Raw genomic sequence first — 19,400 nt, 5'->3', positions numbered from 1 at the left:
ACTGCGTCAGATAGACCTGAGACAGCGGGCAACATGATCATCAACCTGTTACCCATGTCTCCCGACAGGTGTTTACCATGTCCCCCGGCTGAACACACAGCACACCCTACGCCAAGCAGCTTGCGCCTCTACGGCGAACGAACCGTAGGGTGTGCTCCGCGCACCAAGCGATGTTAGGAGAGACAAAATGACCACCCACACCACCTGGCTGATCCGCAATGCCAGCGCCATCCTGACCGGAAAACACGGTGCCGAGGCTCGTCATGCCGGCCCGGATATCCGCATTGTCGACGGCCGCATCACCGCCATGGGCCAGCTCGAACCGCAACCCGGCGAGGCGCAGATCGATGCCCGCGATTGTGTGATTTATCCAGCCTGGATCAACACCCATCACCACCTGTTTCAGTCGTTGCTCAAGGGCGAGCCCGAGGGCCTCAACCAGTCGCTCACGCCGTGGCTCGCCGCCACGCCCTACCGCTTTCGCGGGGCCTTCGACGAACACAGTTTTCGCCTGGCCGTGCGTATCGGTTTACTGGAACTGGTGCGCTCTGGCTGCGCCACCGTAGCCGACCACCATTACCTGTATTACCCCGGCATGCCGTTCGACAGCGCCGCGATTCTGTTCGAGGAAGCCGACGCGCTGGGCCTGCGGTTCGTCCTGTGCCGTGGCGGCGCGACCCAGACCCGGCAACTGGAGGCCGACCTGCCGCAAGCCATGCGCCCGGAAAAGCTCGATGCCTATCTGGCCGATGTCGAACGCCTGACCGCGCAGTACCACGACCCGGCAGCCAACGCTTTTCGCCGTGTCGTGATGGCGCCCACCACCACCTTGCATTCCACCACACCAGCCGAGCTGCGCGAGACCGCCCAGGTGGCGCGCAAGCTGGGGCTGCGTATGCACAGTCATCTGTCCGAAACCGTGGATTATCTGGATGCCGCCAAGGCCAAGTTCGGCATGACCCCGGTGCAGTTCTGCGCCGAGCAGGACTGGCTCGGCCCGGATGTCTGGTTCGCCCATCTGGTGAAATTGCTGCCCGAAGAAATCCAGTTGCTCGGCCAGACCGGCACCGGCATTGCCCATTGCCCGCAAAGCAACGGGCGCCTGGGCAGCGGCATTGCCAACCTGCCGGCACTGGAAGCGGCTGGCGTGCCGATCTCCATTGGCGTCGACGGCGCGGCCTCCAACGAGGCTGCCGATATGCTCTCGGAAACCCACGCCGCCTGGCTGCTGCAACGGGCGCGCAAAGGTGAATTGGCACAGCCGAAATATGCTGGCGGCCAGTTCGAAGGCGGCGCCGATGCCGCCAGCATCGAAGACGTGGTGCGCTGGGGCACGGCCGGTGGCGCGCAGGTGCTGGGCCTGGATGATCTGGGCACGTTGGCGGTGGGCAAGGCGGCGGACATTGCCATTTACCGCCTCGACGATCCGCGTTATTTCGGCCTGCACGATATGGCTATCGGCCCCGTTGCCAGTGGCGGCCGCGCGAGCTTGCGTGCCCTGCTGGTAGGCGGTCGGCGTGTGGTGGCGGACGACCAGGTGCCGGGCCTGGACCTGATGGAATTAAGCCGTCAGGCCAGCGCTGCGGTACTCGATCTGCAGCGCCGAGCCGGGGTGCGCCGATGAGCTGGGTGGAAATGAAAGCCCGCGGCCTGCGCCAGGAGGCCGAAGGCATTCTGGCCGTCGAACTGTGTATGGCCGATGCCAGCCCGTTGCCCTTCCGCTGGGAGCCGGGCGCCCATGTGGATGTGCAAACCGGCAGCGGCGTGGTGCGCCAGTATTCGCTGACCAACCTCGCCGATGAGGGCTGCGTGCGGTTGGCGATCAAACATGCCGACGACTCGCGCGGCGGTTCGCGGTGGCTGCATCAGCAGTTGCGCGTGGGTGATCGCCTGCGCGTGAGTGCGCCGCGCAATCTGTTTCCGCTGCAGCCGGGCAATGGTCCCGTGTTGCTGGTGGCAGCAGGGATCGGCGTAACGCCGCTGTTGGCCATGTACCGGCAATGTCGCGCGCAGCAACGGCCGGTGCAGTTGCTGTATTTCTCCCGCAGCGCAGCGCATGGCGCGTTTGTCGAGCAACTGCGTGATGACCCGGCGGTGCGCCTGATCAGCGGATTGTGTGCGGCAGATGTTGGTGCTTATCTCGATCAACATCTGCCCGCCTGGCAGCCCGACAGCCAGCTCTACACCTGTGGGCCGGATGGGTTTATGAGCAGCGTGCAGCAACTGGCGGGCGAGCGTGGCTGGCCTTCGAGCGCGTTGTTTCAGGAGCACTTTCAGGCCTCGATCGTTAGCGACTCGCCGGCAACTGAGCTGGTGCTGGCGCGGAGCGGGAAAAGCGTGACGGTGCAGGCAGGGGAGACGTTAGTGGCGGCAGCGGAGCGGGCCGGCGTCAGTATTCCCACGTCGTGTGGCATGGGGATGTGCGGGGCGTGCATGACTGGGGTGGTGAGCGGTGAGGTCGAGCACCGTGATCAGTATCTGAGTGATGCCGAGCGGGCGAGTGGGCAGTGGATCATGCCGTGTGTGTCGGGGTGTGCTGGGGGGAGGTTGGAGCTGAACGCTTAGTCACCTTCGAGATTCTGGATCCCAGCCTGCGCTGGGATGACGGTGGGCTTCGCAATATCTCCGTCGTCCCAGTGTAGGCTGCGGTCCGACGACTCGGGACCCAGGTGCCTCGTAGGTGGCAGGTATCGCCAGGATATTTACTCGGTCACACCTTCTGCCGCGACCAGCTCGCTCTTCTCCTCCGGCAACACCAGATTGAGGATGATGGCGGTCAACCCGCCACTGGTAATTGCCGAATCAAACAGGTTTTGCACCAGCTTTGGCATCTCGTGTAGCAGGGTGGGTTGTGCCGCAATGCCCAGGCCCACACCAAACGAGGCGGCCATGATCAGCATGCTGCGACGGTCCAGCGGGCTTTGCGCCAGGATGCGGACACCGGCAGCGGCCACGCTACCGAACATCACCAATGTGGCGCCGCCCAATACCGGTTTCGGAATCTGTTGCAGCACCGCGCCCAGCAAGGGGAACAGGCCCAAGGCAAACAGCACCACGCCGATATACAGGCCGACATAACGACTGGCCACGCCGGTCATTTGAATCACGCCGTTGTTCTGTGCAAACGTGGTGTTGGGGAAGGCGCTGAAGGTGGCGGCGATCATGCAGCTGGCGCCGTCGCCCAGTACGCCGCCTTTGAGGCGGGCCAGGTAGCGCGGGCCTTCGATGGGCTCGCGCGAAAGCATGCTGTTGGCGGTCAGGTCGCCCACGGTTTCAATGGTGCTGATCACGTAGATCAGGGCCACCGGAATAAAGGCGGTCCAGTCGAAGGCGAAGCCGAACTTGAAGGGAATCGGCAGGCTGATCAGCGGCAGATCCGGCAGCGGTTGCGGCACCAGTTTGCCGGTAAACCAGGCGGCGATGCTGCCCACGGCCAGGCCGATGATGATGGCCGACAAGCGCACCCACGGGCGGCTGGAGCGGTTCAGCACAATGATGGTCAGCAGTACCAGAGCGCCCAGGCCGAGGTTGCCAGGGGTACCGAAGTCCGGGGCGTTGAAACCGCCGCCCAGGTCCGTGACGCCAACCTTGATCAGGCTGACGCCGATGAGCGTAATGACAATGCCAGTCACCAGCGGCGTGATCACGCGGCGCATTTGGCCGAGCATGCGGCTCAAAACAATCTGCACAAAAGCGCCGAAAAAGCACACGCCGAAAATCATCGCCAGAATATCTTCCGGGCTACCGCCGCGGCTCTTTACCAGAAAGCCGGCCGACAGCACGGCGCCGAGAAAGGCGAAGCTGGTGCCCTGCAGGCAGATCATGCCGGCGCCGATGCCGAAGGGGCGGCGCGCCTGAATAAAGGTGCCTACGCCAGACACCATCAAGGCCATGCTGATCAGGTAGGGCAGGTGGGCGCCCAGGCCCAGTACCGAGCCGATCACCAGCGGCGGGGTGATGATGCCGACGAAGCTGGCCAGCACATGTTGCAATGCGGCAAAAAACGCCGGAATGGGCGCGGGGCGGTCTTCCAGGCCATAGATCAGGTCGGTGTTGCTGTCGGATTCGGGCTGCATGTCACGGTCTCAGCAAAGGTGTTTTGTTGGCCCTGTGGTCAGTCAGGGCTACAGAATTCTGTGTCGCTAAAAAATGCCCATTGCGCGCGGGGCAGCAATGGGCAAAGAAGGAGGTACTCGTGAAGCGGTAAAGCGGGGCACCTGCACCAACATGCAGGGGCCGGTCGTGCTTACAGGTGCACTTTGACGATGGCGTTGATCGCGCTCTGGTTGGTGCCGCGCAAAATGTCGTCGCCCAGGAAGCTGTCGTTGTCGATGGCGTACTTGTTCTTCCAGTAGTCGTATTCCACACCCACGTAGACGTGTTTCACGCCGGTCCAGCCCATGGCTTTGCCCAGGTCATATTTGATCTGTGGGTTGAAGTGCAGGTTGGCGTGCAAATCGTTCGGGCGGCTGCTGGTGGCGTCTTTGTTGTTCCACACCCAGTCCATGTAGCCGTCGATAAGGATGTCGGAATTGCCCACCGCAATGGTGTAGGACCACACCGGGGTCACCTGCCACTGGCCGGCCGGGTTCTTGGTGATGCCGTCGGGTTTGCGGTAGTAGAAGTTCAGCTGGAAGTAGTCGAAGCCCGGCAGGTTGAAGTCGAACGCTGGGCCCAGCAGGTAGTTCTGGTTGCGGTTTTCACCGCGCTCGTAGGTGCCGGCCAGCAGCACGTCTTTCAATGGACCGAATTCGATTTTCTGATCGAAGATCTTGCTGAACGACAGACGCGGGGTCACTTCACCGTAGTAGGTGTTTTTGCCGGCGTTGGAGTCTTCGGTGCCGTTGTAGTTGATCTGGTCGAAGAACACGAACAGGTCGCCGAAGGTCCAGCCGCTCGCGTGTTCGAACGACAGGGTTTGCTGAATGGCCGGGTTGACCTTGAAGTCACGGCCGTACAGGTAGGTGGCGCTGTTGTCTTGCCAGATCAGAGGACCGTCAGCCTGAGCGGCGCTAGCGCCCAACAACAGGCTGCCAGCAAGCAACAGGTTTGAGACTTTGGATTTCATGTGTGCTCCCAGGAAGGCAAATCTGTTTTTAGTTTTTCCTGGCCGCTTGGTCAGGTGTACTCGTCTTTGCAAGTTTCTGTCCAAGTGATCAGTTTCGCCGGAAATTTCTCGCAAAAAATTGTGCGCAATCTGCGAAAGCCTTGTCTCGGCGGGTGCATACAGTCGCCGCAAGAAAGGTGGCGGGCAAGCCTTGGGGATGACCGGTTGGTCGTAATCGCGGGCGCTGCATCGTAGTGGCGCCCGCCGTGCACCGAAGCAGGGCGGCTCAGGTGGTGGCGGCTAGCGCTTCGAGAAAGCTCTCCAGCACCAGGTGCGGGCGTCGGCCTTTGCGGGTGACCGAAGCCAGGCTCAGGTCATAAAAGCGGCTTGAGGGTTTTAGTGCGCGCAAGCGGCCCTGCTGGACCCAGAAACTGGCGTAGTGATCCGGCAGGTAGCCGATATAGCGCCCGGTGAGAATCAGAAAGGCCATGCCCTCACGGTCCGAGGCGCTGGCAGTGGCTTTGAGCACCTGGTACTGGGCCTGGATTTCGGGCGGCAGGCGGAAGGTGGGGGCGATGGCGTCCTGCACATTCAGGCGCTCATCGCTGAGCTGGTCGTCGGCGGCGTAAAACAGCGGGTGGCCGACCGCGCAGTAAAGGAGCGAGCGTTCGTCATACAGCGGCTGGTACTCCAGGCCCGACAAGGTAGTGGCCTGCGGCACCACGCCCACATGCAGGCGGCCGTCGAGCACGCCTTGCTCGACTTCGCTGGGCGGCGTCATGCGGATTTGAATGTGTACGTCCGGGCCGCGTTCTTTCAATTGGGCCAGGGCGTTGGTGATGCGCATGTGCGGCAGGGTCACCAGGTTGTCGGTGAGGCCGATGTTCAGCTCGCCGCGCAGGTGCTGGTGCAGGCCGTTGACCTCGGTGCGAAAACTTTCCAGCGCACTCAATAGCTGCAACGACGACTGATACACCTCGCGGCCTTCCTCGGTCAGGGCAAAGCCCGCGCGCCCGCGCTGACACAGGCGCAAGCCCAGTCGTTGTTCCAGGTCGCTCATCTGCTGGCTGATGGCCGAGCGGCCGATGCCCAGCACACTTTCGGCGGCCGAAAAGCCGCCGCACTCCACCACGCTGCGAAAGATACGCAGCAGACGAATATCAAAGTCACTGACTTGTGCCAGAGGGTCGGGGCGGCGGGTGCTCATAGTTTAGTGAAAGCCAATCTGAAAATTAGAAGAATCGGGTTTTTCAGACTTTATGCCCATGGCACCTTTGCTCGCAAGCTAACTGCACACGAATTTCGTTGTTGTAGGAGCCAGCTTGCTGGCGAACCCTGGAAACGGCATTCGCCAGCAAGCTGGCTCCTACACATCCGTCACTGACATAACAATGATCCTTGCGAGGCCCGAATGAACATGCCGCACACCGCCGAACCGTCCTTGGCCAGCCAGCTCAAGCTGGACGCGCACTGGATGCCGTTTACCGCCAACCGCAGCTTCCAGCGTGACCCACGGTTTATCGTGTCGGCCGAAGGCAGCTGGCTGGTGGACGACCAGGGCCGCAAGGTGTACGACAGCCTGTCGGGTCTGTGGACCTGCGGCGCCGGCCACTCGCGCAAGGAAATCGCTGAAGCGGTCGGCAAGCAACTGGGCACGCTCGACTATTCTCCAGGCTTCCAACACGGCCACGCGCTGTCGTTCAAGCTGGCCGAAGAAATGGTCGACCTGATGCCTGGCGACCTCAAGCATGTGTTCTTCACCGGTTCGGGCTCCGAGAGCGCCGACACCTCGGTGAAAATGGCCAAGGCCTACTGGCGCCTGAAAGGCCAGGCCAGCAAAACCAAATTCATCGGCCGTGCCCGTGGTTACCACGGTGTGAACATCGCCGGCACCAGCCTGGGCGGCATTGGCGGCAACCGTAAAATGTACGGCCAGTTGATGGACGTCGACCACCTCCCGCACACCCTGCAACCGGGCCTGGCCTTCACCGAAGGCGCGGCACAAACCGGCGGCGTGGAACTGGCCAACGAACTGCTGAAGCTGATCGAGCTGCACGACGCTTCCAACATCGCGGCGGTGATCGTCGAGCCGATGTCCGGTTCGGCTGGTGTGATCGTGCCGCCGGTTGGCTACCTGCAACGTCTGCGTGAAATCTGCACCCAGCACAACATCCTGCTGATTTTCGACGAAGTGATCACTGCGTTCGGCCGCATGGGCAAATGGACCGGCGCCGAATACTTCGGTGTAACGCCGGACATCATGAACGTGGCCAAGCAGATCACTAACGGTGCCGTCCCCCTGGGCGCCGTAATCGCCAGCCGCGAGATCTACCAGACCTTTATGAACCAGCCATCGCCTGAGCATATGGTCGAGTTCACCCACGGCTACACCTACTCGGCCCACCCGGTGGCGTGCGCGGCTGGCCTGGCATCGCTGGAAATTCTTAAGCGCGAAAACCTGATTCAGCAATCCGCTGAGCTGGCCCCGCACTTCGCCAAGCTGCTGCACGGCGTGAAAGGCGCCAAGCACATCGTCGACATCCGCAACTGCGGCCTGGCCGGCGGCATTCAACTGGCACCGCGTGATGGCGACCCGGTGATTCGTCCGTATGAGGCCGGTATCAAACTGTGGAAAGCCGGTTTCTACGTGCGCTTTGGCGGCGACACCCTGCAATTCGGGCCAACCTTCAATGCCAAGGTTGAAGACCTCGACCGCGTCTTTTCCGCCGTGGGCGATGCCCTCAACAGCGTGGACTAAACCATGAGCCAGCGTGTGCAAGCCGTGCCCACCGTGCAGGTGGATAACGACGAGGTGATCGTCACCGAGTGGCGTTTTGCCCCCGGCAGTGAAACCGGCAAGCACCTGCATGGCTACGACTATGTCGTGGTGCCGATGACTGACGGCCTGCTGCTATTGGAAACCCCGGAGGGCGAGAAACATGCGCCCCTGGTGGCAGGCCAGGCGTACTTTCGCAAGGCGGGCGTTGAGCACAATGTGATCAACGCCAGTGACCACGAAATTGTCTTCATCGAAACCGAAATAAAGTAAGCCCGGCGCGCAGGCTACTGCGCCCCAGAATTCGATAACGGAGTTTTGTATGAGCACCATCCAGCATTTGATCAATGGCGAGTTCGTGGCCGACACCGGTCGCACTGCCGACGTGTACAACCCGTCCACCGGCGAAGCCATCCATAAAGTGCCGTTGGCCAGCCGCGCCACCGTGCAGCAAGCCATCGATGCCGGCAAAGCCGCGTTCCCGGCCTGGCGCAACACTCCACCGGCCAAACGCGCCCAGGTGATGTTTCGCTTCAAGCAACTGCTGGAGCAGAACGAAGCCAAAATCTCGCAGATGATCAGCGAAGAGCACGGCAAAACACTGGAAGACGCAGCCGGTGAACTCAAGCGCGGTATCGAGAACGTCGAGTACGCCTGTGCCGCCCCGGAAATTCTGAAAGGCGAATACAGCCGCAACGTCGGCCCGAACATCGACGCCTGGAGCGACTTCCAGCCGGTGGGCGTGGTGGCCGGTATCACCCCGTTCAACTTCCCGGCCATGGTGCCGTTGTGGATGTACCCGCTGGCCATCGTGTGCGGCAACTGCTTTATCCTCAAGCCGTCCGAACGTGACCCAAGCTCCACCCTGTATATCGCTGAACTGCTGAACCAGGCTGGCCTGCCAAAAGGCGTGCTGAACGTGGTGCACGGCGACAAGGAAGCGGTAGATGCGCTGATCGAAGCGCCGGAAGTCAAAGCCCTGAGTTTTGTCGGTTCGACCCCGATTGCCGAATACATCTACTCCGAAGGCACCAAGCGCGGCAAACGCGTTCAGGCGCTCGGTGGTGCAAAAAACCACGCCGTACTGATGCCCGATGCGGATCTGGACAACGCCGTCAGCGCCCTGATGGGTGCCGCTTACGGTTCGTGCGGCGAGCGCTGCATGGCCATCTCGGTGGCCGTGTGTGTGGGCGACCAGATCGCTGACGCGCTGGTGCAAAAAATCGTGCCGCAAATCCAGGCACTGAAAATCGGCGCTGGCACCTCCTGCGGCCTGGACATGGGCCCGCTGGTTACCGCCGCTGCTCGTGACAAAGTGGCGGGTTACATCGACGCCGGTGTTGCTGCTGGCGCCTCGCTGCTGGTGGATGGTCGCAACCTGAAAGTAGCCGGCAACGAAGACGGCTTCTTCCTCGGCGGCAGCCTGTTCGACAACGTCAAAACCGACATGACCATCTACACCGACGAAATCTTCGGCCCCGTGCTGTGCATCGTGCGTGTTGGCAGCCTGGAAGAAGCCATGCAGCTGATCAACGACCACGAATACGGCAACGGCACCTGCATCTTCACCCGTGACGGTGAAGCGGCGCGTCTGTTCTGCGACGAGATCGAAGTCGGCATGGTGGGCGTAAACGTACCGTTGCCTGTACCGGTTGCGTACCACAGCTTCGGCGGCTGGAAACGCTCCCTGTTCGGCGACCTGCACGCCTACGGCCCGGACGGTGTGCGCTTCTACACCCGTCGCAAAGCCATCACCCAACGTTGGCCGCAGCGCGCGTCCCACGAAGCTGCGCAGTTCGCTTTCCCAAGCAATAGCTAAGCAGTCTTGGCGGTATGAAAAGGCCAGTCGCGAGACTGGCCTTTTTTATTGGCGCTTTTTTTGAAAGCGTTCAAGGCGCAGCCACAGCGCATTCCGAGCCGCTGTTCACACAGTGCAGATACTGCTGCAGCGCACGGTGGCGCTCGAGGGTTAACGCCAGGGTGCATTGCTCGTAGGTATCGATATGGTTTGTGTGATCTTCATTGGTCGAGACGAACTCACACTCGGCATCGCGGAAAGCGTGCCAGGCGCGTTGGCTGTTGATCAGCCGTTTACGGTGCAGATCGCTGCTGGGCCAATGATCTTTGAGCTGCTGATACAACGACTCCAGCTCAGCCTTGCTGGCCTCATAAGACGCCCCCGCCTGCGCCTGTGCAGCCAATAGGCAAGTAGCTAGCAGAACCATACGAATCGACATCACCAGACTCCAAGAGGCGCCAACCGGATAAAGCATAGTCGCCTCGGTGCGCAGGTCCGTATTCACGTCCCCCACCTCGCAGCCACTCGCCAACACGCCTTCTTTCTGAACAAAAAAAACCGCCCATAAAGGGCGGCAATACGCGGGGGAGCGCGGGTTGAAACGAGGGCTTAATACGCCTGCGGCACGATGATGTCCGATGGTGTGGGGTTGCGTACGTAGTCGTCATGGCGCATGCGCTGCGGCAGCTCCACTTGCGGGTGCTGCACTTCTTCATAAGGCATCTGGCTGAGCAGGTGGTGGATGCAGTTGAGCCGGGCCTTTTTCTTGTCGTCGGCTTGCACCACCCACCACGGTGCTTCTTTGATATGGGTGCGCTCGAGCATGATTTCCTTGGCCTTGGTGTAGGCCTCCCAACGACGGCGGGACTCCAGGTCCATGGGGCTGAGTTTCCATTGCTTGAGCGGGTCGTGAATGCGCGCCAGAAAGCGCAGGTGCTGTTCGCTGTCGGAGATGGAGAACCAGTATTTGATGAGCTGAATACCGGAGCGGGCCAGCATGCGTTCGAACTCGGGCACGCTGCGGAAGAATTCTTCGTATTGCTCGTCGTTGCAAAAGCCCATTACCCGCTCGACGCCCGCGCGGTTGTACCAGCTGCGGTCGAACAGCACGATTTCCCCGGCCGCCGGCAGGTGCGAAACATAGCGCTGAAAATACCACTGGGTTTGTTCGCGGTCGTTCGGCGCGGGCAGGGCCGCGACGCGGCACACGCGCGGGTTGAGGCGCTGGGTGATGCGTTTGATCACGCCACCCTTGCCGGCGGCATCGCGGCCTTCGAACAGAATCACCACCTTGGCGCCGGTTTTCACCACCCAGCTTTGCAGCTTCACCAGCTCGCCTTGCAGGCGGAACAGCTCGCTGAAGTAGTGCTTGCGCGCGCGTTTGGCTTCGCTGTCGTCGGGGCGGCCTTGAAAGAGTTCGTCGAGGTCGTGGCCGTCTTCAAGCAGTTCCAGTTCAAGCTCTTCGTCGCCGTGGTCTTGCAGCTCGCGGTGGATGCGCTGCAGAAGCTGGTCGTTGGTCATCTGTGCACCTTGTAGGGGGTGGAGTGTGGCGATTGGATTGCCTGTGCGCCGATGCTAGAGCGTGGCTGTGGCAAGCGGATGACAGCTCAGTAGTCGCTGCGTTTGCGAAAGGCCCAGCGCCCGGCCAGCGCGGTAAAGGTGGCGACCAGCGCCACCAGAATCCAGAAACCTTCGGCGTCATTGGCCAGCGGAATGCCGCCGACGTTCATGCCGAAAAAACCGGCGATGATATTGATGGGCAGGGCCAGCACCGTGACCACCGTGAGGGTAAAGAGGGTGCGGTTACTTTGCTCGTTGAGCTTGGCGACGATCTCTTCCTGCAGCAGCTTGATGCGCTCGCCCAGGGCCGTGAGGTCGCTGATGACCAGGGTGAAGTCCTCGGTGGCTTCGCGCAGCTCCTGCACGTCGTCGTCTTGCAGCCAACCGGGCGGGCGGTTGAGCAGGCGCGTCAGCGAGCTGGGTTCCAGTGCCAGCAGGCGTTGCAGGCGGACCAGCACGCGGCGCTTGTTACCCAGAACGGCGCGATTGTCGTTCAGGCGCGAGGCCAGCAATTGGTCTTCGATGGCGTCCACGCTGATGCTGGTTTCGCGCACGATGCCGGTGAGCACGTCGCCCTGGTCGCGCAGCAGATGAATCAGCAACTCAAGCGGTGAGCGAAAGCGTTCGCCGCTTTTGACCGAGGAACGAAGTTTGTCCACCGAGCGCAAGGGTTGCAGGCGCGCGCTGACCAGCAGCCGGCTGCGGGCGCATACCCAGAGGGTGGAGATGTCGGTGGAGACCATGTCGAAGTTGAAGACCACGTCGTTGACCACCGCCAGTAGCGCGGCGTCCACATGTTCCAGGCGGGTGGAGCGCGAGCCTTCGCGCAGGCTTTCGAAGAAGTTTTCCGGCAGGTCGAGGTTGGCCATCATCCAGCGCTCGCACGCGGCATGTGCGAGGTTCAGGTGCAGCCACACGAATTCGCCGTTGTCGCTCGGCGCCCTGAGCCATTGCAGTGCGGTGGTGGAGTCGATTTCTTCGCCGCGCTCGCCAGGGCGAAAACGAAAGCCATAGAGCAGACCGAACAGGTCTGGCACTTCAATGCTGTGGTTCATGGCGGCTCGCTGCTGTAACAGAACGCTGGGAGTAGGGGTAACCGCGGCCTGGTGGCGGGCGCGGCCAGAGGGCAGCTTGCGCAGTTTTTATTGCTGATTGATGACCGAAACGAGTCAGCGCCGGTGAAGCTCAAGGCAGCCGATTGGGCAGGCTGCGCAACCTCTGCGCGACTTGTCGGTCAGACCCTGAGGCCCGTGATGCGACACGGGTAGCGGCGCTGGCTGAAAAATGATCAGGCGCGGCATTTTTATTGCTAGCTTTAAGCGAGTTGCACTGCACAGCACCAGAACGGATGACTGTACGACGCATGGATTGGATGACCCTGCTTGCCACTGCCACCCGGCGACACGCCAAGCCTTTGACCGAGGCCGGCGTTCGGCGCGGCTTGTTGTGGCTGCTGGTGCTGGCATTAAGTGGCTGCGCGACCCACCAGGACCATGAGTCGATTCTGGGCAATAAAAGCGCGGTAAAACCCGCCGAATTCTTCCAGACCCACACCGACCGCATGGCCACCATCGGCATGCGCAATAACCTCAATACCCTCTACCGGCTGATGGACAAGCTCTACCGGCGCAACCCGCGCGAGTGGCGCAAAACCGGTTTGCCGACCCTCGAAGCTGCCGAGCAGCAGGTGCAAATGGCCATCGAGCAGAACCGCCCGTTGCCGGAGCTGGGCGAGCGCAAGGATGTGGCGGCGCTGAGCTACACCTTGAGCGTGGATTACCAGGGCGACCGCGTAGGCGGGTTTATCTATGCGCTGGGCACCATGCTGATCACCGCCCATGGCGGGCGCACCGAGTTCTATATGACCGATGAACTCGACCCGCAATTTATCCACAACGCCGCGCGCAATATCGAGAAGGCCACGTGGCTGCTGGCCAGTCGCAACGATTTGAAAGGCAACCCGTGGCTGCTTTCCAACGAGTTGTCGCCGGATGTGCGCAACCTGAGTTTTGCCGTGGAGTTCGGCAAGATCGTCGCGCGCCTGGACTTGCTCACCGATGTGCTGGATGAGCGCTACCGGCGGTTGGGGGTGAGTTATGCACAGGGGTTGTTGTTTATGAATTTCTTGCCAGTGCAGTAAACCTATCTCTCCCCCATGACGGGTGTAGGGCGAATACCGTAGGTATCCGCCGAAGGTCTCGCCGGTCCCGATGCCCGATGGCCGATAGTGCTGCGCACTATTCGCCCTACGATGGGGCAGCTTTTTCTTCGCTATAGGCGCTCAACCGCGAAATAGACGGTCGCGAGCCGCCTGGCACGCAAATCGCTTCTTCCATAACGCCCTTGCCCAAGGGCATCTCTTTCCGGGACGACCCGGGGTGGCAGCCGCCATCGCTCAATCTGGACGACCAGGTAACGTTTTGATTTTTTAATCAGGAGGTTGCTGTGGCGTCAGACCTTGGCAAACCCAATTCCCATACCGCGTTTAAAAGCTTGCCGCTGGTGGATATCAGCGGCCTGTATGCCGACGACCTTACCGTGCGCCAGCACACGGCCGAGCAGTTGGGCCAGGCCGCACGCGATGCTGGCTTTCTGTATGTCACCGGCCATGGCGTGCCGCAGGCACTGATCGATGGCCTGGTCACTCGCAGCCGCGCGTACTTCGAGCAACCGCTGGCAGCGAAGATGGCCGACTACATTGGCCTATCGAGTAACCACAGCGGTTATGTGCCCGAAGGCGAAGAGCAATTTGTCGAGGGCACGGTGGATCACAAGGAGGCCTACGATGTGGGCTTCGACCTGCAGCAGCCGGAACGTCGCCGGCCCATGCTCGGGGCCAACAAGTGGCCGGCGTTTCCCGGCTTCAAAGAAGACATCAAGGCTTACTACGATGCCGCGCTGGCGCTCAGCAATCGCTTGTTTCGCGGTTTCGCCCTGGCCCTGGGGCTGGCCGAAGATGCGTTCACCCGCTATGTCAGCACGCCGCCCAGCCAGCTGCGGCTGATTCACTACCCGTATAACCCCGACGCGCCGGTAGACCGCCCCGGCATCGGCGCCCACACCGACTACGAGTGCTTCACCATTCTGTTGCCCACGGCGCCGGGATTGCAGGTGCTCAATGGTGCGGGTGAGTGGATTGAAGTGCCTCTGGTGCCGGGCGCAGTCGTGATCAATATTGGCGACATGATGGAGGTGCTCAGTAACGGCGCCTTTGTCGCCACCTCGCACCGCGTGCGCAAGGTGGCCGAGGAGCGCTATGCGTTTCCGCTGTTCTGCGCCTGTGATTACGACACCCTGATTGAACCTGTCCCCAGCTTGCTAGAACCCGGAGCCCAAAGCCGCTACACGCCAGTTTGCTGTGGCGAGCACCTGTACGCGCAAACCCTGCAAACCTTCAGCTACCTGAAAAAACGCCTGGCCAGCGGTGAGCTGCAATTGCCCGACGGCGCCAAGGGGTTGTCTTCGTTCGGGTACCAAAACACGCCAGCGGAGCAGCGCCCATGACCCTCGCCGAACTGCTCGCTCAGCACGCCCGCCGCCCGCAACAGGGCGTGCCGGAGTGGATGCTGGGCTACTACAAACGCCGCGCCATCAGCTTTGCCAACGGCGAAACCGATCTGCATACCCATGTGTGCTGGCTGCAAAGCCGCACCTTCACCATCGACCTGCGCCTGCCGTTGCAAGACCGCCAGGTGGCCGCCAAGACGCTGGCCGACTACAGCGCCGAGGAGTTGCAGGTACTGGCCAACTACGAGGGTTGGGAAGCGCTCAGTGAGTGGCGCGAGCCGATGCTCAGTTGGCACAGCGATACCTCGTTGCAACTGCATAACCGCTGGCCGGAGCCGGCCGAGCTGAAGCGATTTGGCAATTGCATGATCGAGTTCGCACCCAGCGGCGCTTATGTGGAGGACTGGCGCCTGCAACCTTCTGCGCCCGGCCCGCTGATTGGCTTGCGGTTGCTGGAGGAGCGCGAGGTGGAAAGCGCTGTAGTGCGCCACCGCGGCGGCGGTTTGATTGTTTGTGGTGACTACGCCGCGCTGGTGCTGGGGCGTGCCGAACCGCTGGCCGTGCCAGACGGTACGCAATTGCGCGACCTGGTGGCTGCGGCGGTGGGCGATGGCGCGCAGCTGGCGCGGCTGTTCAATTTTGAAACGTCGGTGGCGCAAGGGTCGCTGGTCGAAGGGTTCACGGTGAACCTCTCCACCCAACCCGCGCGAGTGGGGCAGAACCTGCTGGCGCTGGATGGCTTTGAGTACCTGGCGGCCGATGGCCGGGTGCGGCAAACCTTGGATGTCGACGGCATTCGCTGCGAGCGCCTGTTCACCATCGACACGCTGGAAATCACGCTGCCCTTTGCCCAGGCCACCGGTTTTACGCCTGGGGCAGCCGCTTGGTTCGAGCGCGAGTCGCCGACCCTGGCCCGTTACACCCAGCCGCTGTGCTGAGCGAACAACCACTAACCATTAGCCAATGCCCATGAGGTGTTTATGAAGCGTGCATCACTCGTACAAAAACTCGCCCTGGTCGGGTTGGCCACGTTCTGCCTGGCCGCCAACATCAGCGCGGCGGAAAAGAAAGACAGCTTCAAGGTGGCCTGGTCCATTTATTCGGGCTGGATGCCGTGGGGTTATGCGGCCGAGAAAGGCATTGTGGATAAGTGGGCGAAGAAGTACGGCATCTCGATCGAGGTCGTGCAGCTCAACGACTATATAGAGTCGATCAACCAGTACGCGGCGGGGGCGTTTGATGCCTGCGGCATGACCAACATGGACGCCCTGACCATTCCTGCCGCCAATGGCGTGGACACCACCGGCCTGATTCTGGGCGACTACTCCAACGGCAACGATGCCATCGTGCTGAAAAGCGGCAATACGTTTGCCGACATCAAAGGGCAGCAGGTCAATCTGGTCGAGTTGTCGGTGTCCCACTACCTGCTGGCGCGGGCGTTGGATATTCACGGTCTGGCCGAGCGTGATGTGACCGTGATGAACACCTCGGACGCCGATGCCGTGGCGTCGTTCATGACCCCGGATGTCACGGCGGCGGCGTTGTGGAATCCGCAACTGAGCATGGTGATGAAACAGTCGCCCACGGCCCGGGAAGTATTTACCTCCAAAGAAATTCCCGGCGAGATCATCGACATGATGGCGGTGAACAGCGCCACCCTGGCGGCCAACCCGGCGCTGGGCAAAGCGCTGGTCGGCGCCTGGTTCGAAACCCTGCAACTGATGCAGCAGGACAACGAGCAAGGCAAAGCGGCGCGCACCTTTATGGCCGAACACTCGGGCACCGACTTGGCGGGCTACGATGCACAACTGACCAAGACCGAGCTGTTCTATACGCCGGTAACGGCCTACACCTTTGCCAATGCTTCGACCACGCTAAGCGCCACCATGGACAAGGTGCGCAATTTCTCGTTCGAGAAGGGCTTGTTGGGCGAAGGCGCGGCGAATGCCGACAAGGTCGGGATGCAGTTCCCGGATGGCTCTACGCTGGGCGACAGCAAGAACATCAAACTGCGGTTTGATTCGAGCTATGTGAAGTTGGCGATGGAAGGAAAGCTGTAAACGGGGAAACGGGCCGGCTGGCGCCGGCCCGTAATTTCAGACTTTCTTGACGAATTCAGATTTGAGCTTCATCGGCCCGATACCGTCGATTTTGCAATCGATATCGTGGTCGCCGTCGCACAGGCGAATGTTCTTCACCTTGGTGCCGACTTTCACCACCAGCGAAGTGCCTTTGACCTTGAGGTCTTTGATCACGCTGACCGAATCGCCGTCTTGCAGCACATTGCCGACGGCATCCTTGATGACCTTGTCACCTTCACGCGCATCGACTGCTGCTGTGGCAGACCACTCGTGGGCGCATTCCGGGCAGACCAGTTGCTGGCCGTCTTCATAGGTGAATTCGGAATTGCATTTGGGGCAGGGTGGCAACGTGCTCACAAGGACCTCGGGTTCAGACCGGTAAAAAGGCCGCATAGTGTATAGGGTTTTTCCCGGCGTTTAGCTGTGGCGGCCGGTCGCTGCACATTTTAGACGAACCGATTCGCCCGCCCCGGGCTCATAACTCTGGGTGACAGACGATATCGCGGGCGTTGCTGGCGGTTCACAGGCGGGGGAGCGGGTATGTTTTTGCCGGATTTGCGGGGCGTTTCCTTCAAGGAAATCATCAAGTGCACAGTGGTCGACTTCGTGGACGACGAGCTGCCGACCTACGCTTCGGCACTTGCCTTCCAGCTGTTCTTTTCGCTGTTTCCGTTTCTGTTGTTCCTGATCGCCATTATTAGCGTGCTGGACATCGAGCCGTTTTTCGATTGGCTACGCCAGCAGGCTGAACTGGTGCTGCCTCAAGCCGCGATGGAACTGGTGAATCCTGCCATCACCAATCTACAAACACAGAAAGCGGGCTTGTTTTCCTTCGGTATTCTGGTTGCGCTGTGGACGGCGTCCGCTGCGGTGCGCTCGACCATGCAGGCGATGAACCAGGTGTACGGCGTGGAGGAAGGCCGACCAGCGTGGAAGCGTATTCCGCTGTCGGTGATCTACATCGTTGGCGTGGCGGTGCTGTTGCTGATGGCGGCGGGGTTGATGGTGGTTGGGCCGCAGGCGATGAACTGGCTTGCTCATCAGTTGGGCATCGAGCAAATCGTCGTGGTGCTGTGGAACTGGCTGCGCTGGCCGGTGGCCGTCCTGATGCTGGTGGCGGTGGTGGCGGCGGTGTACTACCTGGCGCCGGATGTGAAGCAGGAGTTTCGTTTCATCACGCCCGGCTCGGTTGTTGCCGTGGTGGGCTGGATTGCAGCGTCGCTGGGGTTTGGTTACTACGCGCAGAACTTCGCCAACTACAACGCCACCTACGGCAGCATCGGCGCGATCATCATCTTTCTCTTCTATCTATATCTGTCCTCGGCGGTATTGCTGTTCGGCGCGGAGCTCAATGCCGTGATCGAACACCATGCGCGGGACGGCAAGTCACCGGGCGAGAAGGTGGCCGAAGAAGGTGTGCCGGCGAAACAACCTGAACGGGCCTAGTCTGGGCCGGTCACAATCTATGAAGGATGAGCCCTCGAGGCATCACTAACAGTCCGTTGGAGGTTGAGAATATGGCTACCTATAACTGGGACCTGATTGAACGTCTGCTTCATGAAGTGCAGAACGGCGCCTATAAGCCCTTCAAACCGCGCGAGTACGCGGCCGAGTTCGCCGCGGACCAGACGGCTGAAGGCGTACAGATCGATAAGGTCGACTCCTTGAAGGTGGAGGCGTGCGATTACGAGGCGCTGCTACTTAAGGAAGGTTTTATCGAGCCGCGGCCCGAAGAAGAGGGCGGCAATGGCGAGAACTTTGTTCTTACCATGCGTGGCTCCAGTCTGCTGAGTCTGTTGGACAGCAGCATTCCGGGCAGCGAGCATCCTCGCGAAGTGCTGGATGAAAAAGGCGAAGCAGCGCTGCAGCCAGAAGTGTTTGACGAACTGGCCAAACAGGCTGCGATTGCCTAAGGCTACTGCGCTGGCAATGTCAGTTCGCCGGTATCGGTAAAGCGCGCTGCTCCCCAAAGTCGGCCGCCCAGTTTGCCGTTGAGCTCATAGGGCACGGCGGCATGGCTGGTGGAGGGCGCGCTGGCTGCTACGCCCCACGCTTGGCGCAGCACCGAGAAGGCGGAAATGGTGACGGGCACATTGATGACCTTCTCGCCATAACGCGGTACTTCTCCGCTTTCGTCGCTGACCCCGGTGGCCAGCGGGCGGTTGTTCACTCGTAGTTCCAGGGCGATGCCGTCGTAGCGGATGGCGGTCTCATTCGGGTTCTGCACCCGCAGCTTCACCGCGAAGCGTGCTTCCATTTCCTGGCTGGGAAGTGGCTCCAGACCTACCAGGTCGACATACACATCCTCTCTAGAGCCAAACATGGTGCAGGCGCTCAGGCTTGCGAGCAGCGCAAGGCCAGTCAGTGTGCGGGGGGCGCGCGGAAATAGGGTCATGGCGGCGTCCTTATAAAGCGGGAATTACCTCTTCTATATATAGAAGGCATTGCGTAAGAGCCTGTTGCGGCACGCTCGTTCGGTATTTAGTGCCCTCTAATCGTTTATTTCAGATTCATTTCAATAAAGCCTTGACGGTATTTCATGGGTGCTTATAATGCGCACCACTTCCGGCGCGGAAGGCTCCGAAAACTTCAAGTTAATCAATGAGTTAGCTGAAAATAAGGGGTTGCAAA

At 60.9% G+C, this 19,400-nt stretch carries 19 protein-coding genes; 11 read left to right on the top strand and 8 right to left on the bottom strand.

Going from position 1 to position 19,400, the window contains the following annotated elements:
* The first annotated feature begins 187 nt into the window (after positions 1 to 187).
* Together PKE98_RS26590 and PKE98_RS26585 are read left to right on the top strand one after the other, a co-directional pair.
* Positions 188 to 1,624 (top strand): amidohydrolase family protein, encoded by a 1,437-nt coding sequence (locus PKE98_RS26590; protein ID WP_271198507.1) that lies wholly within the window; start codon positions 188 to 190, stop codon positions 1,622 to 1,624.
* Positions 1,621 to 2,565 carry a PDR/VanB family oxidoreductase gene (locus PKE98_RS26585; RefSeq protein ID WP_271198506.1) on the top strand — a complete coding sequence of 315 codons (945 nt, stop codon included), beginning with the start codon at positions 1,621 to 1,623 and terminating at the stop codon, positions 2,563 to 2,565. The genes PKE98_RS26590 and PKE98_RS26585 overlap by 4 nt, the downstream gene beginning before the upstream one ends.
* A 137-nt stretch (positions 2,566 to 2,702) precedes the next feature.
* Here PKE98_RS26585 and PKE98_RS26580 read toward each other — a convergent pair whose 3' ends face one another.
* From PKE98_RS26580 to PKE98_RS26570, 3 genes are all read right to left on the bottom strand, one after another.
* Complete coding sequence (locus PKE98_RS26580; RefSeq protein WP_271198505.1) at positions 2,703 to 4,076, bottom strand: uracil-xanthine permease family protein; 1,374 nt, start codon at positions 4,074 to 4,076, stop codon at positions 2,703 to 2,705.
* 170 nt (positions 4,077 to 4,246) lie between these two features.
* On the bottom strand, positions 4,247 to 5,068 hold the full coding sequence (locus PKE98_RS26575) for an outer membrane protein OmpK (protein WP_271198504.1): 822 nt from the start codon (positions 5,066 to 5,068) through the stop codon (positions 4,247 to 4,249).
* 265 nt (positions 5,069 to 5,333) lie between these two features.
* Positions 5,334 to 6,254, bottom strand: a complete 921-nt coding sequence (locus tag PKE98_RS26570) for a LysR family transcriptional regulator (RefSeq protein WP_271198503.1) — start codon at positions 6,252 to 6,254, stop codon at positions 5,334 to 5,336.
* A 204-nt stretch (positions 6,255 to 6,458) separates the two neighbouring features.
* Here PKE98_RS26570 and aptA point away from each other — a divergent pair, with 204 nt between their 5' ends.
* Genes aptA through PKE98_RS26555 form a run of 3 tightly spaced genes read left to right on the top strand, consistent with a single transcriptional unit; the run spans position 6,459 to position 9,642 of the window.
* Positions 6,459 to 7,805 carry an omega-aminotransferase AptA gene (aptA, locus tag PKE98_RS26565; RefSeq protein ID WP_271198502.1) on the top strand — a complete coding sequence of 449 codons (1,347 nt, stop codon included), beginning with the start codon at positions 6,459 to 6,461 and terminating at the stop codon, positions 7,803 to 7,805.
* Between the two features lie 3 nt (positions 7,806 to 7,808).
* Entirely contained in the window at positions 7,809 to 8,096 is a 288-nt protein-coding gene (locus tag PKE98_RS26560) for a cupin domain-containing protein (protein ID WP_271198501.1), read from the top strand.
* Between the two features lie 49 nt (positions 8,097 to 8,145).
* The gene (locus tag PKE98_RS26555) at positions 8,146 to 9,642 is read left to right on the top strand and encodes a CoA-acylating methylmalonate-semialdehyde dehydrogenase (RefSeq protein WP_271198500.1); all 1,497 of its coding nucleotides are present in this window, start codon (positions 8,146 to 8,148) and stop codon (positions 9,640 to 9,642) included.
* A 70-nt stretch (positions 9,643 to 9,712) separates the two neighbouring features.
* On the opposite strand, the gene PKE98_RS26550 is transcribed toward PKE98_RS26555, so the two are convergent.
* From PKE98_RS26550 to PKE98_RS26540, 3 genes are all read right to left on the bottom strand, one after another.
* On the bottom strand, positions 9,713 to 10,126 hold the full coding sequence (locus PKE98_RS26550; RefSeq protein WP_271198499.1) for a lysozyme inhibitor LprI family protein: 414 nt from the start codon (positions 10,124 to 10,126) through the stop codon (positions 9,713 to 9,715).
* 104 nt (positions 10,127 to 10,230) lie between these two features.
* Entirely contained in the window at positions 10,231 to 11,142 is a 912-nt protein-coding gene (gene ppk2 / locus PKE98_RS26545; protein ID WP_271198498.1) for a polyphosphate kinase 2, read from the bottom strand.
* Positions 11,143 to 11,228: 86 nt separating this feature from the next.
* Entirely contained in the window at positions 11,229 to 12,236 is a 1,008-nt protein-coding gene (locus PKE98_RS26540; protein WP_271198497.1) for a transporter, read from the bottom strand.
* Positions 12,237 to 12,529: 293 nt separating this feature from the next.
* Between PKE98_RS26540 and PKE98_RS26535 the strand changes: the two genes are divergently transcribed.
* From PKE98_RS26535 to PKE98_RS26520, 4 genes are all read left to right on the top strand, one after another.
* Positions 12,530 to 13,321, top strand: a complete 792-nt coding sequence (locus tag PKE98_RS26535; RefSeq protein ID WP_373877922.1) for a hypothetical protein — start codon at positions 12,530 to 12,532, stop codon at positions 13,319 to 13,321.
* Between the two features lie 305 nt (positions 13,322 to 13,626).
* Positions 13,627 to 14,685: an isopenicillin N synthase family dioxygenase gene (locus tag PKE98_RS26530; RefSeq protein WP_271198496.1), complete on the top strand. Its 1,059-nt coding sequence runs from the start codon at positions 13,627 to 13,629 to the stop codon at positions 14,683 to 14,685.
* Positions 14,682 to 15,626 (top strand): hypothetical protein, encoded by a 945-nt coding sequence (locus PKE98_RS26525; protein WP_271198495.1) that lies wholly within the window; start codon positions 14,682 to 14,684, stop codon positions 15,624 to 15,626. Before PKE98_RS26530 ends, PKE98_RS26525 begins: the two co-directional genes overlap by 4 nt.
* A 42-nt stretch (positions 15,627 to 15,668) precedes the next feature.
* Positions 15,669 to 16,748, top strand: coding sequence for a putative urea ABC transporter substrate-binding protein (locus tag PKE98_RS26520; protein ID WP_271198494.1), 1,080 nt, complete (start codon positions 15,669 to 15,671; stop codon positions 16,746 to 16,748).
* 36 nt (positions 16,749 to 16,784) lie between these two features.
* On the opposite strand, the gene PKE98_RS26515 is transcribed toward PKE98_RS26520, so the two are convergent.
* Positions 16,785 to 17,126 (bottom strand): zinc ribbon domain-containing protein YjdM, encoded by a 342-nt coding sequence (locus tag PKE98_RS26515; RefSeq protein WP_271198493.1) that lies wholly within the window; start codon positions 17,124 to 17,126, stop codon positions 16,785 to 16,787.
* A gap of 183 nt (positions 17,127 to 17,309) precedes the next feature.
* On the opposite strand from PKE98_RS26515, the gene PKE98_RS26510 reads away from it, so the two are divergent.
* Together PKE98_RS26510 and PKE98_RS26505 are read left to right on the top strand one after the other, a co-directional pair.
* A complete protein-coding gene (locus tag PKE98_RS26510) occupies positions 17,310 to 18,215 on the top strand; it encodes a YihY/virulence factor BrkB family protein (RefSeq protein ID WP_271198491.1) in 906 nt (301 codons plus the stop codon).
* 71 nt (positions 18,216 to 18,286) lie between these two features.
* Complete coding sequence (locus PKE98_RS26505) at positions 18,287 to 18,682, top strand: transcriptional regulator (protein ID WP_271198489.1); 396 nt, start codon at positions 18,287 to 18,289, stop codon at positions 18,680 to 18,682.
* 2 nt (positions 18,683 to 18,684) lie between these two features.
* On the opposite strand, the gene PKE98_RS26500 is transcribed toward PKE98_RS26505, so the two are convergent.
* Positions 18,685 to 19,164 carry an LEA/WHy family protein gene (locus PKE98_RS26500; protein ID WP_271198488.1) on the bottom strand — a complete coding sequence of 160 codons (480 nt, stop codon included), beginning with the start codon at positions 19,162 to 19,164 and terminating at the stop codon, positions 18,685 to 18,687.
* Positions 19,165 to 19,400: the final 236 nt, after the last annotated feature.

Origin of the sequence: Pseudomonas turukhanskensis, from assembly GCF_027922365.1 — a bacterium.
GTDB classification, from domain to species: Bacteria; Pseudomonadota; Gammaproteobacteria; order Pseudomonadales; family Pseudomonadaceae; genus Aquipseudomonas; species Aquipseudomonas turukhanskensis.
This window is presented reverse-complemented; position numbering and strand designations above follow the sequence as displayed.

Excerpts from the sequence above, each read along its gene's own strand:
- PKE98_RS26540 (WP_271198497.1), bottom strand. The coding sequence starts at position 12,236 with ATGAACCACAGCATTGAAGTGCCAGACCTGTTCGGTCTGCTCTATGGC.
- PKE98_RS26575 (WP_271198504.1), bottom strand. The coding sequence starts at position 5,068 with ATGAAATCCAAAGTCTCAAACCTGTTGCTTGCTGGCAGCCTGTTGTTG.
- PKE98_RS26535 (WP_373877922.1), top strand. The coding sequence starts at position 12,530 with ATGACTGTACGACGCATGGATTGGATGACCCTGCTTGCCACTGCCACC.
- PKE98_RS26555 (WP_271198500.1), top strand. The coding sequence starts at position 8,146 with ATGAGCACCATCCAGCATTTGATCAATGGCGAGTTCGTGGCCGACACC.
- PKE98_RS26500 (WP_271198488.1), bottom strand. The coding sequence starts at position 19,164 with ATGACCCTATTTCCGCGCGCCCCCCGCACACTGACTGGCCTTGCGCTG.
- PKE98_RS26590 (WP_271198507.1), top strand. The coding sequence starts at position 188 with ATGACCACCCACACCACCTGGCTGATCCGCAATGCCAGCGCCATCCTG.
- PKE98_RS26570 (WP_271198503.1), bottom strand. The coding sequence starts at position 6,254 with ATGAGCACCCGCCGCCCCGACCCTCTGGCACAAGTCAGTGACTTTGAT.
- PKE98_RS26580 (WP_271198505.1), bottom strand. The coding sequence starts at position 4,076 with ATGCAGCCCGAATCCGACAGCAACACCGACCTGATCTATGGCCTGGAA.
- PKE98_RS26585 (WP_271198506.1), top strand. The coding sequence starts at position 1,621 with ATGAGCTGGGTGGAAATGAAAGCCCGCGGCCTGCGCCAGGAGGCCGAA.
- ppk2 (WP_271198498.1), bottom strand. The coding sequence starts at position 11,142 with ATGACCAACGACCAGCTTCTGCAGCGCATCCACCGCGAGCTGCAAGAC.
- PKE98_RS26560 (WP_271198501.1), top strand. The coding sequence starts at position 7,809 with ATGAGCCAGCGTGTGCAAGCCGTGCCCACCGTGCAGGTGGATAACGAC.
- PKE98_RS26525 (WP_271198495.1), top strand. The coding sequence starts at position 14,682 with ATGACCCTCGCCGAACTGCTCGCTCAGCACGCCCGCCGCCCGCAACAG.
- PKE98_RS26510 (WP_271198491.1), top strand. The coding sequence starts at position 17,310 with ATGTTTTTGCCGGATTTGCGGGGCGTTTCCTTCAAGGAAATCATCAAG.
- PKE98_RS26520 (WP_271198494.1), top strand. The coding sequence starts at position 15,669 with ATGAAGCGTGCATCACTCGTACAAAAACTCGCCCTGGTCGGGTTGGCC.
- PKE98_RS26505 (WP_271198489.1), top strand. The coding sequence starts at position 18,287 with ATGGCTACCTATAACTGGGACCTGATTGAACGTCTGCTTCATGAAGTG.
- aptA (WP_271198502.1), top strand. The coding sequence starts at position 6,459 with ATGAACATGCCGCACACCGCCGAACCGTCCTTGGCCAGCCAGCTCAAG.